This window comes from Sphingobacterium chungjuense (genome assembly GCF_011316935.1).
GTDB classification, from domain to species: Bacteria; Bacteroidota; Bacteroidia; order Sphingobacteriales; family Sphingobacteriaceae; genus Sphingobacterium; species Sphingobacterium chungjuense.
On record NZ_WLYS01000005.1, the window covers coordinates 180,355 to 197,004 of the forward strand.

The window sequence follows — 16,650 nt, forward strand, 5'->3', positions numbered from 1 at the left end:
GATAAAGTTGATCTTTTCTTAATACCAATTCTATGGTACGATCGCATCGTTTGAGCTACTACCATATGTATGTCCAAACAATCGCCCGAATTACAACAGTTGATCCAGCGCTATCTGGAAGGAAAGTGTACTGCCGAAGAAAAAGTCCAACTACAACACTGGATAGCATCTTTGAAAGTTTCCGACGAATCGGCCACCACAGAAGATCTGCTTCGACTTAGAGACCGTATTGATCGCATTACCCAACCAGACGAAGTACGTGTAAAAAGAATCCAATGGCCAACCAAGTATGGTGCCGCAGCAGCTTTACTATGCATAGGCGTAGCAAGTTTCTATGTATTGCGTAATAGCCTAGTTTACAAAAAGCACACCGCATCACAGATTGTCGAATCGAAATTTTCTGACGGTGTAAATCGACTACGTGTATACCACAATCATGGCAGTGATAACAGATCCGTCATGCTCTCCGATGGCAGTAGCGTCACCTTGACACCACAGAGTAGCATTCACTTTCTCGACAATTTTGAAGCCGATAATCGCCAAGTAACATTGTCCGGAAAAGCACGATTTGATGTGGCTAAAGATGCGTCGCGTCCATTCTCGGTCATCACGGGAGATATTCATACTACAGCACTCGGAACGGTGTTCTGGGTTACCCGTTTACACCATGAATCGCTTCCCATCGTAGAGCTTCTGTCCGGAAAAATAGCCATCACTAAAAAATCCAGTTTGGGCAATCGAGAATTGCTCGTTACACTAAATCCAGGTGATAGATGGGATAGCAAAGGATTACACCTCGCGCCAAATACCATACAGAAACCAGAAGCCAGCATCAAGAAAGCGCCTGCACAAGAAGCAGAAGTAGTCATGTTAGGCTTTCACCACACTCCATTAAGAGAAGTTTTCGACACGCTTGCGGCACATTTCCAAACCCAATTCTCCTATTCAGAAAGCGACTTGGAGGGGATGACTTTCTACGGTAATTATACGGACAAAGTTGTCTTGGACGATATCATCAAGCACATAATGTTGACCCACGAAATACAGATTACTTATCAAGAAGATACCGCTACGTATGTCGTATCTATACCATCCAATCTCCAAACAAACGATCAAATTTAACAAACCAATGCGTACAAAACTCAATCCCAAGCCCTTTCTGAAATTCGGGCTCATCGGTGCATTTTTAAGTTTGCTATTATCCACCGTACAAGCACAACAGCAGGGCGAACTCGTCGTTCTCGTTCAGAACAAGGAAAACAGCGCGATCTCCAGTGCGACCGTGCGAATTCACAATACTAATCTCAAATTGGAGCGATTGGGCTCATCCGATGCCGATGGTCGTGTCGTGTTTCAAAATCTTCCAGCAGACAGCACTTATTGTATCACCGTTAGTTACGTGGGTATGTTGCCAAAAGATGAGTGCGCTATCATTATTTCCAATGGCAAACGAAGTAGTGCCATCATGGTACTCAAAGACCCCGCACTCAATGAAATGGATCAAGTGGTCGTGACCGCGATCGGTATCAAGCAGCAAAAGCGAAAACTTGGCTATGCTACCCAGGAAGTGAATACCGAAGTGCTGCAAGAAGCTAAAACAATGAATATCGGTACGGCTTTAACGGGTCAAGTGGCAGGTTTGATTGTGAACAATCCTACTGGTATCTTTCAAGCACCGACATTCAATTTACGGGGCCGCAGTCCGATGATCGTGGTAGATGGTATCCCCGTAGAATCTGAATTGTTTGACATCCCAGCACAGCATATCGAGAATATCAACGTCCTAAAAGGTACAGCCGCATCGGTGCTATACGGTTTCCGCGGTCGCGATGGTGCGATTATGATTACCACTAAAAATGCCAAGGTGGAAGGTTTGGAAGTCACCATCGGAACCACCAATATGATGTCGGCTGGATTTACGGTATTTCCAGAATCACAAACCGAATTTGGTAGCGGATCCAACGGCCAATACGAATTTTGGGATGGTGCTGATGGCGGTATTTCCGATGGCGACATGACTTGGGGACCAAAGTTAAATACCGGATTATTGCTACCGCAATGGAATAGTCCAATCCGCGACAAACAAACTGGAACGGTAATTCCTTGGTATGGCGATGTGAGCGGAACGCTCTATGACGACAAATCGCGCTACGAACGCGTGCCTATCGAATGGCGATCATACGACAATTTGCGTGATTTCTTGGGAACGGGTATCGTGACTGAGAACAACTTCACCTTATCGCATAAATCTGAGAAACTAAGCTTGTTTACTTCTGGTAAATATGCCTATCAGAAAGGTCAAGTACCCAATACGAGCTTGAACTCCGGTGGTATCAACATCAACTCCAATTATCGTTTTACACCAAATTTGAATTTAGACATCAACTTTTCCTACAACAAGGTGAAGTCACCAAATTTTCCACGATATGGTTACGGACCCAAAAACCACATGTACACCATACTGCTTTGGATGGGAAATGATGTAAACGGACAAGACTTGGCTAACAATCTATACATTCCAGGACAGGAAGGATATCGCCAAGCCAACTACAACTATGCTTGGTACAACAATCCCTACTTCGCTGCCAATGAGCTAAATCAAGTTTTTGACCAAGACGTGGTACACGCACAATCCAGATTGAACTGGCAAGTTTCCTCCAAGTTCAATGTGCAAGGACGTATTGCTGCTCGCCAAAAAACCACGTTTGAAGACATGCAAAGTCCGAAATCATACATGAATTACGGTGATTCGCGAAATGGCGATTACAAAATGTGGAACAATGGACAGTTGAACTTCGATGCCGACGTATTGGCCACGTACAGCGATCAGTTTAGCGATAATTTTGGCTTGAATATTAATGCGGGTGCCTCAACATTCAAGCGTACGTTGTCTAATGCATATCAATCGACCGACGGATTGGTTGTGCCATTCATTTATAATCTGGGAAATACCCAAGGACCGGTACGCGCTACCAATGCCAATCATACATCCATCACTAGAAGTGCCTATGCATCCGTTAACTTCGATATCTTTCGCTCTACGTATTTGAATTTTTCAGGTCGTAATGATTGGTCATCGACTTTGTCGGCCGAAAACAATTCCTATTTCTATCCGTCAGCGTCCTTCAGTACGATCGTGTCTGATTATATCCCGATGCCACGTGCGATTGATTACGTGAAGCTCTATTCTTCTTGGGCTTCGGTATCGTCGGCCTTAGATCCATACAGTATCCGCGCGGTGTACAACAAAGCGTTGACATATGGATCTACACCATCCGTTAGTTATCCAAGCGGCATCATCAATCCTAACATCCTGCCCGAGCAATCCAATACTTGGGAAATGGGTTTGGCTTTTGCTTTCTTGAAGAATCGCCTGAATATGGATGTGACCTATTATGATATGCGCGATCGCAATCAGATTATTCAACTTGAAAACTCCGATGCTTCTGGATTCGCTACGCGAATGGTAAACGGTAATGTCTATCGTACGCAAGGTATGGAAGTGATGTTGGGTGCACGCATTATCGAAAATGATCATTTTTCGTGGCGTACGGCAGTCAACTGGACGCGTTCTGTACGCAGACTGCAATCGATCTACGGCGATCAAGCACGCTTTGGCAACCTGTATCAAGGAGATCGCGCTGATGCTTATTACGATCAAGTTTGGCAGAAAAATGCCGATGGTCAGTTGATCCTCAATCCAACGACAGGAATGCCGATTCGTGATCCTTTCCCACGTTATTTGGGCTATTTCAATCCGGATTGGCAGTTTGGTTTTAGCAATACCTTTATGGTCAAAAATATTCGCATACAAATGGATATTGATGGGTCTATTGGTGGGGTGATGCGTTCTCAAACGATTGAAAAAATGTGGTGGGGCGGTAAACATCCTTCTTCCACACTGTACAGACAAGAAGAATACGATGCAGGACAAAATGTTTATAGACCATCTGGCGTCATAGTCACTGGCGGTGAGGTAAAGTATGATGTACAGGGAAATATTACGGAAGATACACGTACTTATGCGCCATTTACCGATGCCGTAAGTTGGCAGACTTGGTCACAGATTTATCCTTATCAGGCACGTGTTACGGAGAGCGAAAGCAGCACATTTGCCAACGTGTATGATCGTTCATTTGTAAAATTACGTAGACTTTCTGTAGGATACGATTTAAATAAATGGCTGAAATCAAGCAAATTCAAAGCACTGGATGCCTCCGTATTCGGCACGAACTTATGGGTTTGGAAAAATATTCCTTACATCGATCCAGATTTTGGTATTGGTAACGACGACAACCTGCAAGATCCATCTACCAGATACCTTGGCGTATCTCTTAACCTTACTTTTTAATTTTTCGATCATATGAAAAAGCTTAGAAATACGATTACTATAGCCAGCTTGCTGCTGCTAACCACCTTGTCTTCCTGCGAAAAGTTGACGGAGGTAAATATCGACCCGAACAATGCTTCATCCACACATCCTCAAGCTTTGCTGACCAATGTGGAGTGGAATGTTTTCAACACGTGGCGTGGTACATCACCCTTATACACACTCAAGATGATCTTACAGACCGATGGCGAGAATGCCAATCAGATTTATAATTGGCAGCGTGGCAGTTTCGATCAGTACAATGATCTTCGTAATGTGACCAAAATGATGGAAGAAGCTTCCGCTATTGATGAGCCGACTTATTTGGCATTAGGCAAATTCTTTCGCGCCTATTATTTCTATAACCTGACACTCACTTTCGGTGATATTCCCTATAGCGAGGCATTGCAAGGGGAATCGGCTGGATTGTATTTGCCCAAATACGACGAGCAAAAGGCCGTTTTTGTGGGTATTCTTGATGAATTAGCCGAGGCCGACGAATTGCTGCAAGTCAATCCCGACCTGATCGCCGGAGATATTATCTATGGTGGGAATGCGAGTAGCTGGCGCAAACTGATCAATAGTTTCCGCCTAAAAGTATTAATGACCCTGTCTAGCAAAACCGCTGATGCGGACTTAAATATTGTGCAGCAGTTTGCACAAATTGCGAATAACGGCATATTATTGGAATCCGATGCAGACGATGGTCAACTCGTTTACCTAGATCAGCAAGACAATCGCTATCCAGAGTTTAACTCCAGCGGTTACGGATCGGGCATGTATATGGATTCTACCTTCATTCGTCGTTTGCAAGATCATCAAGATCCGCGCTTATTCGCCATTGCATCACAAACACGCTTAGGCCGTGAAGCCGGAGCTGCATTAGATGATTTCACCGCTTATGAAGGCGGAGATCCTATCGTACCTTATGCATTGGTCAACGATAAAGCCATTGCTGGAAGACTTTCAAAAGTGCATGATCGCTATACCATCGACCCGACATGCGAACCCATGGTATTAATGGGTTATGCCGAGCAACAGTTTATCTTAGCGGAAGCGGTTGTACGCGGATGGATTCCCGGCGACGCGGTTACGCAGTATAATGCTGGCGTGCGCGCGGCTCTCAACTTCTATGCAAAGTATGCCAAAAATTTGGGTCAGTACTTTAGTGCCGAGCGTGTAGATGCTTATTTGCGGTTGCCTAATGTTAATTTAGCGAATGCGACGACTACGGAGCAGCGTATCGAACGTATCATGATGCAGAAATATTTACGTTCCTTTCATCAAGGTGGTTATTCAGCTTACTTCGATCATTTGCGCACAGGTTATCCAACCATGCGCAAAGCGGCCAATGTGCGTACCGCTTACCGATGGATGTATCCACAGAAAGAGTACAATCAGAATACGGCTCAGGTAGATGCAGCGATCCAAAGACAATTTAACGGCAATGATGCCATTCAGCAAGAAACATGGTGGACAAAATAATGGTATCTTACACAGAAAAACAGCATGGATAGTAGAAGAGCATTTTTAAAGAAAGCAGCGATGTTGGGTGGCGCAACGGCCGCTTATCAATTCCTTCCTAGTTCCATCGCACGCGCATTGGCCATTGAAGTCGAAGCGGGAACAACCTATTTGGATGCCGAGCATGTGGTATTCCTAATGCAGGAAAACCGATCATTTGATCATTGTTTCGGCACGTTGCGTGGGGTTCGTGGTTTCAGCGATCCGCGCGCCATTCGCGACGGCGACGGATTACCTGCTTGGGTGCAGAAAAATGCGCAAGGTGAAGCTTACGGCCCATTTCGCTTGGATATAGAGCAAACGAAAGCCACTTGGATGGGTTCTTTACCACATAGTTGGAAAGATATGGTGGAAGCTCGGAATAATGGCAAGCTCGATACTTGGCTAGAAGCTAAAAAAGCCGGAAACAAGGCGTATCAGCATTTGCCTTTGACCATGGGCTATCACACACGTCAGGATATTCCTTTTTACTACGCCTTTGCGGACGCATTTACGGTGTGCGATCAACATTTCTGTTCCTCACTCACGGGTACGAGTGCCAACAGATCGTATTTCTGGTCTGGCACGGTACGAGAAGAACCACATAATCCAGAGTCGGTGGCGCACGTGGAAAATGGACAAATTAATTACCGCGATGTGCAATGGACGACCTATCCCGAACGATTAGAGAAAGCAGGTATTTCATGGAATGTATATCAAAACGAATTAAGCTTACCCGTAGGATTTGCAGGGGAGGAGGAAGATTGGTTAGCTAATTTCACCAATAACAACCTAGAGTTTCACGAACAATATAAAGTGCGATTCCATCCAGCGCATCGGCGCTGGATGGAAAATACGCTAGCATCTTCCAAAGCAGAGCTAGAAAAGCGGAGCGATCAGCAATCGGAGCAGTATACGAAATTGAAGCAGCAAATCGAGCGGCTCACGCGAGACTTAGAAAACTATTCCGCTGCTAAATTTGAGCAACTAGATTCTTTTAGCAAGAGCATCCATCGGAAAGCGTTTTGCACGAATACAGCCGATCCAGATTATCACCAATTAGCTTCGCTAAAATATCAGGATCAAGAAGGAGAGAAGAAAGTCCAAGTGCCAAAAGGGGATATCTTCCATGAGTTTCGAAAAGATGTCGATGCGGACAATTTGCCAACCGTATCTTGGTTAGTGGCACCTTGTCGATTTTCTGACCATCCTGGTTCACCTTGGTTTGGTGCGTGGTACGTATCCGAAGCATTGGATATTCTGACGAAGAATCCTGAAATCTGGAAGAAAACCATTTTCATTTTGACTTATGATGAGAATGATGGCTATTTTGATCATGTGCCACCGTTTGTGCCAGCACATTCCGATCGCTCATTTTCGGGTTTAAATCCCGAAGGCATGGATACCCGATCGGAATATGTAACAGCAGCCCAAGAAAAAGTGCGCACCGGAAAACCAGAAGCTACCTTAGATAGTCCGATTGGCTTAGGGTTTCGCGTACCGATGGTTATTGCTTCTCCTTGGAGTAAAGGTGGGTGGGTGAATTCTGAAGTGCTCGATCTCACATCAAACATTCAGTTTTTAGAGCACTTTATTGGCCGAAAATTTGGTAAAGAAGTATTGGAAAACAATCTATCTGATTGGCGAAGGGCGGTTTGTGGTGACCTCACTTCGGCTTTTCGCCCAGCAGCATCGAAAGACACAACGCCGCAACTGAAGCCTGTAGATCGCGATGCCGAAGTCGCGCGTATTTATGCCGCAAGCATACAGCAACTTCCTGGAGATGTAGCAGCTTTTTCTAAAGACGAATTGCAGACCATACGCCAAGGTGGTTTGGCGCAAAGATTACCGAAACAGGAAAAGGGCACAAAATCAGCAAATGCATTGCCTTACGATGTAGATGTTAATTTATCAGTGGATGCTGCGCAAAAAGAAATTGTACTGGAGATGCGCTATCACGGTCGAGTAAAATGTGTTCAAAAAAATAAGGCAGTTCCGCTTTGTGTGCGAGCGCTCGCTCCATATCAAGATCATGATAATCCCGCAGCGATTTGGAACTTTACCGTTCAGAATGGCACAACAATCACGTACCGCTGGCCTTTACAGAATTTTTCTACTGGACGATATCATCTGGATCTACATGGTCCTAATGGATTTTACCGCTCATTCATGGGTTCGACGCAGCACATTCCATCCTCGGCAGCGCATATCAGTTTACAAGAAGGAATAGAAGCGCTAGAAATTGCATTGCCAGGTGGGAGCGGAGATTGGAAAGTATCCGATGTATCGTACGATGATCAAACCATTATTCAGAAAAAAGGATCGATTGGCTTTATGGTCAATTGTGATAGAACAAATGGTTGGTATGATTTATTAATAGAACATCAAAAAGATCCGACACTGCGTTATCGCTATGCCGGGCACGTAGATACTGGGCAACATAGCAAAACAGATCCATTAATGGGAAGTTGATCTTTTAAATAGATTGAGACGTTGAATTTGGCACATTTCTAATGCCCAGTTTACAGATTATTATAAATAAAAAAGAGCTTTTGATCAATGATCGAAAGCTCTTTTTTCTGATGTATGTATGATTTTAAAATTGTTGCTCGTTGTTATCTCCTTCAGGGATATCGAGGATGGCTAGTAACAATAGGTACTCGCCTCTATCTAATCCTAGTGCTTGTGCGCGGTTCTCTTCGTTGTTTGCTTCTTTCATATCCTTTGTGATTATATGTTCGTTTCATAAGGATTTGCAAAGCCAATGCCAAAAGTATGGGAGTTGAATAGATCACGTAATGTAATGCATGACTTCACGTAAAGTGAACCACGAGCACGTACAATCCGCAATTACCCGATGCGATCAGCGATAGCGTCCCACAATTTGGAGCGTACCTGCAGAGCTCGTAAAGCAATATCTTGCATTTCTTGCCATTTCTCATCGTCGTCAACAGCCAGCTCCGAGATCATCTGCATAGCCAATGGACCATGCTCATCTCCATCTAGTTCGATATGGCGTTGGAAGTAATAAATAAATTTAGACATATCTACTGCTGGTGATTTCGCCTGTAATTCTTTCAGGATCGAGGTAAACATATCTGGAATCAAGTCTTCGCGACCAAATGTGAATGCCGCTGCAATCTGATGCGGTTTTCCACTTTGGATAATCGAAAAAGTAAAATTTAAAAAGTCTTTGATACGTGAATCTAATTCGGATTCAACTATTGCCTTTTGAATGTCGGAAGACGCCTTTGCACGCACCACAAAATCTAAGATTCCTGTTATGTTGGCGCCCATAGTTTCCATGGCATCTAAGTACATTTCAAAGTGACTCAACCTTCTACCATCGATATATAAATCGGATTCCTCGGCTAAGACGATCTCATTAATCAGATATCTGGTATTTGGCATCGTACTAGCAAACCATGGTACGGAAGTACAAGTGAGTTGTATCTGTAAAGCTTTTAATAAAGACATAAAGTCCCACACGGCATACACATGTCCTTCGGTAAAAGCTTGCAAATCTTCCACCGTAGTAATTCTTGCATACAATGGATGGCGTAATAAAAGCTCGCGCTCTTGGGCGATAGCTGCTTGTAGTTTTTCGATCCTAGACATGGGTGCAAAGATATTATAAAGTTTGTATGCTATCTTAGATATTTAGTGTGTAGAGTGGGTTTTTAACACTCAGGTGATAAACAAAATAACCACCTATGCCGTAGCACAGATGGTTATTTGATCTTGTCGCGCTATTTCGTTTTATTGTACTGTTGGAAAAGCTAGACCCATTATCGGCTTGCTAAAGTTACTAGAAGCTTTTGTTGCTCTACCTGTTTCTAAGTTGATGCTATATAAGCTGTGTCTGCCATCTACTTCTAACGATGCCATAATATACTGACCATCAGAACTGATATCAAAACCGCCAGCAGCAGTAATATTCATTCCTAAATCACCAACTAACTCTAATACACCGTCGTTAGGCGGCGATTGTTTGTATAATCTATTCGTTGTTACATCAATCACATATAGATCTGTAGTCGTTGCATCAGATGTGTTATTGGTATAAGCAGCTGCCGTTACTTTTGCATTAGCCACACCATTCAACTCTCCATCTACGAAAGCTACAACTCCAGTTTCTGGGTGCAAGCGCAAGTTTTGGCCATTTGCTGTAACCAAACGAATACGATCTACAGTAGGATTGAAATCAAATCCTATCTCAGTGGCATCCACGCCTGGCATGAAAGGAACTAAACCAACAGCAGTAGCGGCACCAGTTTGTGTATTAATCGTATAGATTCTATTGCTGCTACCTACCGCGTACAACGCACCTCCGACAGGACGAAAGTCGATACCTAAGATTTTTTCGTTACTTTCTGTTCCAGTAATTGTCCATTCTTGAACGGAGTTACGCACGTTTTGCGCATTGTAGCGAATCAAATGATTGTCGCCATCAATAGCATAAAACTCAACATTTGGACCCATAATGTCATTGTCGACGGTGTTGTCGTCCGAGCAAGAAGTAGTAATTACGGCACCAGCCAACAAGGCTAACGCCATCGATAAGGTAGTTTTCTTTTTCATAGTAGTTTTAATTATTAATAGTATTTGTGTTCTTCTCAATAGGTGTCATAACGACTAATGCTGGAACAGACCTTCATTATTTTTGTTTGGAAAAAAATTAATTATAACAAGATTATGCTACTACGATCGTCTTGCTTCAAAAATGATACTGCAACACAGCATCATTTAAAAAAATATTTTATTTAGCAAAATAATCTCATTATCATGAGGTTATAAAGCATATCACTTAACACATTTTTTGTAAGACGCCTTACAGCATTCGGCTGTGGATCGCTACATCATTATAGAGCACCCAACATCCGTAAAAAAGCTTTAATTTTACGGGAGAGCCTTTTTTTACACAATAATTTCAGGATACAACGTTATAATGTTAACTTACAATTATCGGTTAACGAATATTTTGTGTCACTGCCTTTTTAGTTTGCGTGCGTGCCTGTTAGACATTTTATCTTAATCATATCATTACTACTTTTGGTAGGTCTTGCAAGTCAGGGCCAAGCTCAAGTACGAGGTAAAGTTATTACAGGTACAGTGATAGATTCTTTGGGAATTGGATTAAAGGGTGTGAATGTGTACTTGCAGACAGATCAAGACACATTATATACGGTAACGAATGCACAAGGAATTTATCGTTTGCGTGGTGTAGTAGGATCAGAGGTCAAGCTAATTTATTCCATGTTAGGCAAAGAGCGTCAAACTGCTTTTGTTAGTTTGTACGAACACGATCCCAGCCCCTTAGTCTTATCACCAGTCGTATTGGTTGCTGGTGTTTCTTATATCGATCCAGTACAGGTGTTGCGCACGATTCCAATTGTACATAAAGGAGATACCACGGTTTTCAATATGTCTGGCTTTTCGTATATGAAGCAGTCTTTGCTGGAAGATGTATTACGAAGTTCACTGCCTGGGTTCAATGTTTTGCGCGATGGGACCACCTTCTACAATGGCCAAGTTATTACTTCGGTGCAAGTTGATGGTCGCAAGTTTTTTGGTGGTGATGTGCTCACGGCGACACGTAATCTGCCCGCCGATTATATTAAGCAGATCGAGGTAATCGATCACTATGGCGATATGGCGGAAATAAAAGGTATAAAAAGTAGCACACCCGAAAAGATTATCAATATCATCCTGCACGAAGACCGAAAGAAAATCATGTTTGGGCAGGCCACCGCTGGTGGCGGTACTAATGATCGTTATTTAGGAAGCGTTGGTTTAAACAAATTCGACCGTGGACAAGAGGTTTCGATTATCGCCTCTTCTAATAATACGAATACTAGTCTATTTACATTTGGCTCGCCCGATGGGGCAGGCGGACGATCAGCCAGTCTCTCGGATATTGGAGATTATGCAGATCAAGCCGACGGATTAAATACCATTAATTCCTTTGGTGTCAATTTTTCTGACAATGTTGGTCAGCGAAGCACACTAACGGGAAGCTATGCGTATTCCCGTCGGAAAAATGAAACCGTCGGAAACTCCTTATTGCGGTCTACCTATGATGGTTATCAGATTACCAAATCGGAAGATTTTACCTCGATCAGTGATGATCGGACACATAAATTCGATCTTGAATTAAACTCTACATTTAAAAACAAAGATTTATTAAAAATTACCCCTTCTATTGTCTTGAATAGATCCGTGCGGGATAACAAGCGAAATATCTTAATCGACAATTTTCAGGTCAAAAATGACGGTTGGTATCAAGATTCTGCCACCATAGAGCGCCCTAATTATCAACTCAACGCACTATATTCCAAATATTTTGAACATCCAAAAAGAAAGCTGATAGGAGATATTCGTGTGGGATACAATCGATTAGATAAAATTGAGGACGTATCGGAGCAATATGAGATTTTTGACAATACGGGAACGGAACCTACTTTTAGCCGCTTCAGTCAGGAGCAATTGGTAAATCAGTACGATGCGACTAAATCTATGCGTGCCGCGATATCTTATGTAGAACCTTTTTTTGATCATAGCTTGTTGGAAATCTCTTACGAGTATGACCTTACTAACATAGAAATGTCGCGACGGGTTCGCTTACCTGGGGAAGCTAATTTGCCGATTATAGATTCTTTGGGTCTTAATTACGAATACCTTTTTACGAGCAATCGAACAGGATTATTATATCAATACGAACCCAATAAGCGGTTCCGTGCCAATTTGGGCTTTGGTGTACAACCATTACGACTATCTGGCGCGGTTGCCAATGATACGCTACAATATCGATATGATAATATTAATCTCATTCCATCCGCAATGATGCGTTATCGATTCACGGATGAATTCGATTGGCAGTTTACTTATAATGGACGGAATAGTCAACCCAACTTTCTGCAAATTGCACCGATTAGAGATAACACCAATTCCCGTTTGATTATCGTCGGAAATCCTTTATTACGGGCCGAATTTGTCAATCGATTATCGACTATCTTGCGTAAATCTATTGCCAGCAAAGGCCAATATTTGGAACTGAATTTCGCCTATAATTTTACTAGCAACAAAATCGTAACATCCAAGACCGCCAATTCTGACGAGACGGTGCAAGAAGTTTCTTTTGTGAACACCGACGGTTATTATGAATTGAAAAGTTATTACACCTTCAATACCCCTATATTCAATGATAAATTCAATCTAGAAACAACCGGTAATCTAGATTATTTTAATAATATCGTTTTTGTCAACGCAGAACGTAGCCTCACTCGGCAGTACTTATTTGCGCAAAATATGCAATTGCGTTACAGCTGGGACGAGTATTTTGAGTCCGTTTTTAATGCAAACTACCTATTAAATCAAGCCAATTTTGAGCTACCACGCCGGCAACGCATTGCTGCGCACTCGGCTTTGTTCAGTTTGGGCGGCAGAGGTTATTTGAGTAATCGCTTTATGCTAGGCGCAGAGATGTCACAAAAATGGTTTCGCGGCTACGTGCAAGACATCACCGATGTGAGCCCTACGATCATCAATACGTATGTCGAGTTTTCTTTTTGGAAGAATAAAATGGCTTTATTGCGGCTAGAATGTTTTGATTTGTTAGACCAAAATAAAAATGTGGGTGTGGTGACTGAGTATGTGGGCAACGATATCTTCGAATCCCGTAACAACCGATTAGGCCGCTATTTCATGCTGACGCTCAATATGCGCTTGCAACGTTTGCCGAAGTAGGCATCTACCTAACAATACATTTACAGCAACATCATGATTTCATAACATGCCCAAGTAGGCAGCGAATAGGGTAAATGGTAGTTTTGCAAGCAAACTATCTAATTCAAGATGAATATTTCAAGTGTACTTTTGAGTGTAGGGTTGTGTCTCTCGCTAGGCGCATACGCACAAGATCAGGTGTCGGGTGTGGTTTTCGAAGATAGCAACCACAATGGTAAGATGGACAAAGGGGAAACCCGCTTGCCCAATGTTGCGGTAAGTAATGGTCAGGAAGTCGTGACGACCAACAATAAAGGCGAATACGAACTGCCTGTAGGCAATGACAATATCATTTTTGTCATCAAACCCAGTGGGTATACATTTCCGAAGAACAAAAACAAGCTACACCAATTCTATTACATACACAAACCGCAGGGTTCACCAAAAGAACTAAAGTACGCTGGTTCTGAACCGACAGGACAACTCCCGAAATCGGTAGATTTTGCTTTGCACAAACAGGATGAATCTGAACGATTCAATATGTTTGTCTTTGGCGATCCACAAACTTACGACAAGAGAGATCTTGCCTATTTCCAGAAAGGAATCATAGAAGATATTGAGTCAACAGATCACATTTCTTTTGGATTGAGCTTAGGCGATCTGGTAGGAGACGACTTGAGTTTACATCCAGACTATCAATCCACCATGGCAGCGCTTAACTTGCCTTGGTTCAACGTGATGGGCAATCACGATATGAACTACGATGTGACGGTAGATTCTTTGTCTGACGAAACATTTGAAAAGAACTTTGGCCCGGCCAATTATTCCTTCAATTACGGGAATGCCCACTTCATTGTTTTAGATAATATTATTTATCCTAATCCAGCAACAGGTAAAGGTTATACAGGTGGTTTTCGAGACGATCAATTGACCTTTTTGGCAAATGATCTTCAATTAGTGCCTAAGGAAAAATTGATTGTCATTGCCTATCATATTCCATTATTTCTGAACGATAAGTCTTCTACACATTTCCGCTCGGAAGATCGTCAGCGCTTTATGGATCTGTTAGCGCCATTTCCAAATACACTGTCACTTTCTGCACATACGCACTTTCAAACGCAGGTATATTTCCAAAAAGAGGATGGCTGGAAGCGAGAAAAACCACATCATGAGTACAACGTAGGTACGACCTCGGGAGATTGGTATTCTGGAGAAATGAATGCGCAAGGTGTACCGCTTTCTACCATGCGTGATGGTACGCCAAAAGGATATGTCACGCTTACCGTCGATGGCAACAAGTACGCCTTTGATTATAAAGTAGCTGGCAAACCAGCAACCTATCAGATTGCACTAACTGGAACAGAGAAGGTCGCGGAGGAATTTGTAAGAAGTCATGCTTTGTTCGCTAATTTCTTTGTAGGTCAAGAAACAGATAAGGTAGAGTATAGCGTAGACGGCGGCAAATGGAAAGATATGGAGTATGTACAAGAAGCGGATCCAGATTACACCTTTAAAACACTATCGTACGATCAAGCGAAAGAAACTGTGAAGTCAGGTAAAAGACCTTCCAATGCTGTGCCATCAACTCACTTATGGAAAGTGAGGTATCCTAAATTAGCTGTAGGTAAGCATGAGATTGAAGTACGCGCGACCGATATGTTTGGCAAAGAACATCGCGCAACCAAAACAATTGAAGTAATGCCGTAAATAGGCTTATTAATTTATTGCATTATCTATCTTCTATAACTTCACGTATCTAGCTTGCATAGTGCGTGGAGTTATACAAAGATACCACAGGCTTTACCGCTGGGTGCAAGTTCAACCAATTTGGGTTTTGCCGTCTTACTAAGCGTTCGCGCTGCATGCGAGTATAGGTTTGTAGCTCCTTCAACCGATCCACTGCGCCACTTTCCGTCGCATACGTTTCCTCATACACGATTCTCGACAATTTCGTCGTCAAGTTCAATTGCGTTTGCTGTGCCATAGTGATATGATGCAAAACATCCAAAAGATTATTCGTCATGAGTACTTCTAAATATCTTCTGTTGCTATCGGTAAGGATGACTATCTTATACATATCGTTATTTTGTTTGCTAATTGACAGACTGCAGTTTGGTAATCTATCATATTATTACTAATTTTATTGGCACAATATTACTAATAAATTTAGTCTTTCAAAAATTTACTAAAAAAAATGTCAAACATATCTACCAATCTCAAATACCTGCGCAAGAAGAAAGGGCTTACTCAACAGCAGTTTGCGGATGCGTTAGCTATTAAAAGAGCTTCTGTAGGAGCGTATGAGGAAGATCGCGCAGAACCAAAATACGAGCTGCTAAAAAAAATAGCAGACTTCTTTGAGCTGACGATGGATGAGTTGATTGATCAGGTCATCGATGAGCATTGGAAACCAACTGCCCGCGGTAATGCAGCCAACTTGCGTGTGCTAAGCATTACGGTAGATCAGCACGATAATGAGAATATAGAATTGGTACCCGTCAAAGCAAGCGCAGGGTATATGAACGGCTACGGTGATCCAGAGTATGTGCGCGAATTACCCCGCTTTTCTTTGCCGATGTTTAATCAAGGTACGTATCGCGCTTTTGAGATCAAAGGAGATTCGATGTTGCCCTTGCCAACAGGTAGTATTATTATCGCCGAATATGTGGAAAACTGGACGGATGTCAAGGTGGGACAGACCTACGTGGTCGTTTCTAAATCGGATGGCATTGTGTACAAACGGATCGGTCAAAAATTTAAAGAAGAAAAGGGATTGCGCTTGGTATCAGACAACAAATCGTATGAGCCTTATTGGGTAGAATCTGCCGATGTATTGGAAGTATGGAAAGCAAAAGCATTCATCAGCACAGAATTACCAGAGCCTAATCCAGAGCCTTCTTTAGAAGCACTGAGCTCTATGATGGCGCAAATGCAAAAAACGATCAACGCTGTAGCCGATAAGAAATAGTTTTAAGTACCTAACAATGCGTTTGTCAATGTATCTGCGTATTCCAACACGTGGAGCGTAATGGTTTGTAAGAAGTGGTACATAA

11 protein-coding genes are annotated in these 16,650 nt (G+C 42.6%); 7 read left to right on the forward strand and 4 right to left on the reverse strand.

Annotation, left to right across the window (positions count from 1 at the left end; translation table 11 throughout):
* Positions 1-69 precede the first annotated feature (69 nt).
* From GKO22_RS13545 to GKO22_RS13560, 4 genes are read left to right on the forward strand one after another with little or no spacing between them, the layout of a single operon-like run.
* A complete protein-coding gene (locus tag GKO22_RS13545; protein WP_166335900.1) occupies positions 70-1,122 on the forward strand; it encodes a FecR family protein in 1,053 nt (350 codons plus the stop codon).
* Positions 1,123-1,129: 7 nt separating this feature from the next.
* Positions 1,130-4,351 (forward strand): SusC/RagA family TonB-linked outer membrane protein, encoded by a 3,222-nt coding sequence (locus GKO22_RS13550; protein ID WP_166335902.1) that lies wholly within the window; start codon positions 1,130-1,132, stop codon positions 4,349-4,351.
* A gap of 12 nt (positions 4,352-4,363) precedes the next feature.
* Positions 4,364-5,854, forward strand: a complete 1,491-nt coding sequence (locus tag GKO22_RS13555) for a SusD/RagB family nutrient-binding outer membrane lipoprotein (RefSeq protein WP_166335904.1) — start codon at positions 4,364-4,366, stop codon at positions 5,852-5,854.
* Positions 5,855-5,878: 24 nt separating this feature from the next.
* Positions 5,879-8,344 carry a phosphocholine-specific phospholipase C gene (locus GKO22_RS13560; RefSeq protein ID WP_166335906.1) on the forward strand — a complete coding sequence of 822 codons (2,466 nt, stop codon included), beginning with the start codon at positions 5,879-5,881 and terminating at the stop codon, positions 8,342-8,344.
* Between the two features lie 124 nt (positions 8,345-8,468).
* Here the strand turns inward: GKO22_RS13560 and GKO22_RS16765 are convergent, their stop codons facing one another.
* From GKO22_RS16765 to GKO22_RS13570, 3 genes are all read right to left on the reverse strand, one after another.
* Positions 8,469-8,591 (reverse strand): hypothetical protein, encoded by a 123-nt coding sequence (locus GKO22_RS16765; protein WP_262886497.1) that lies wholly within the window; start codon positions 8,589-8,591, stop codon positions 8,469-8,471.
* Between the two features lie 131 nt (positions 8,592-8,722).
* The gene (locus tag GKO22_RS13565) at positions 8,723-9,490 is read right to left on the reverse strand and encodes a DUF3050 domain-containing protein (protein WP_166335908.1); all 768 of its coding nucleotides are present in this window, start codon (positions 9,488-9,490) and stop codon (positions 8,723-8,725) included.
* A 141-nt stretch (positions 9,491-9,631) separates the two neighbouring features.
* The gene (locus GKO22_RS13570; protein ID WP_166335909.1) at positions 9,632-10,453 is read right to left on the reverse strand and encodes a DUF4394 domain-containing protein; all 822 of its coding nucleotides are present in this window, start codon (positions 10,451-10,453) and stop codon (positions 9,632-9,634) included.
* A 429-nt stretch (positions 10,454-10,882) separates the two neighbouring features.
* On the opposite strand from GKO22_RS13570, the gene GKO22_RS13575 reads away from it, so the two are divergent.
* Positions 10,883-13,618 (forward strand): outer membrane beta-barrel protein, encoded by a 2,736-nt coding sequence (locus tag GKO22_RS13575; RefSeq protein WP_166335911.1) that lies wholly within the window; start codon positions 10,883-10,885, stop codon positions 13,616-13,618.
* 108 nt (positions 13,619-13,726) lie between these two features.
* Complete coding sequence (locus GKO22_RS13580) at positions 13,727-15,304, forward strand: calcineurin-like phosphoesterase C-terminal domain-containing protein (protein WP_166335913.1); 1,578 nt, start codon at positions 13,727-13,729, stop codon at positions 15,302-15,304.
* A gap of 49 nt (positions 15,305-15,353) precedes the next feature.
* Here the strand turns inward: GKO22_RS13580 and GKO22_RS13585 are convergent, their stop codons facing one another.
* Positions 15,354-15,674, reverse strand: coding sequence for a GIY-YIG nuclease family protein (locus GKO22_RS13585; RefSeq protein WP_166335915.1), 321 nt, complete (start codon positions 15,672-15,674; stop codon positions 15,354-15,356).
* Between the two features lie 117 nt (positions 15,675-15,791).
* Between GKO22_RS13585 and GKO22_RS13590 the strand changes: the two genes are divergently transcribed.
* The gene (locus tag GKO22_RS13590; RefSeq protein WP_166335916.1) at positions 15,792-16,565 is read left to right on the forward strand and encodes an XRE family transcriptional regulator; all 774 of its coding nucleotides are present in this window, start codon (positions 15,792-15,794) and stop codon (positions 16,563-16,565) included.
* The last annotated feature ends 85 nt before the right edge of the window (positions 16,566-16,650 follow it).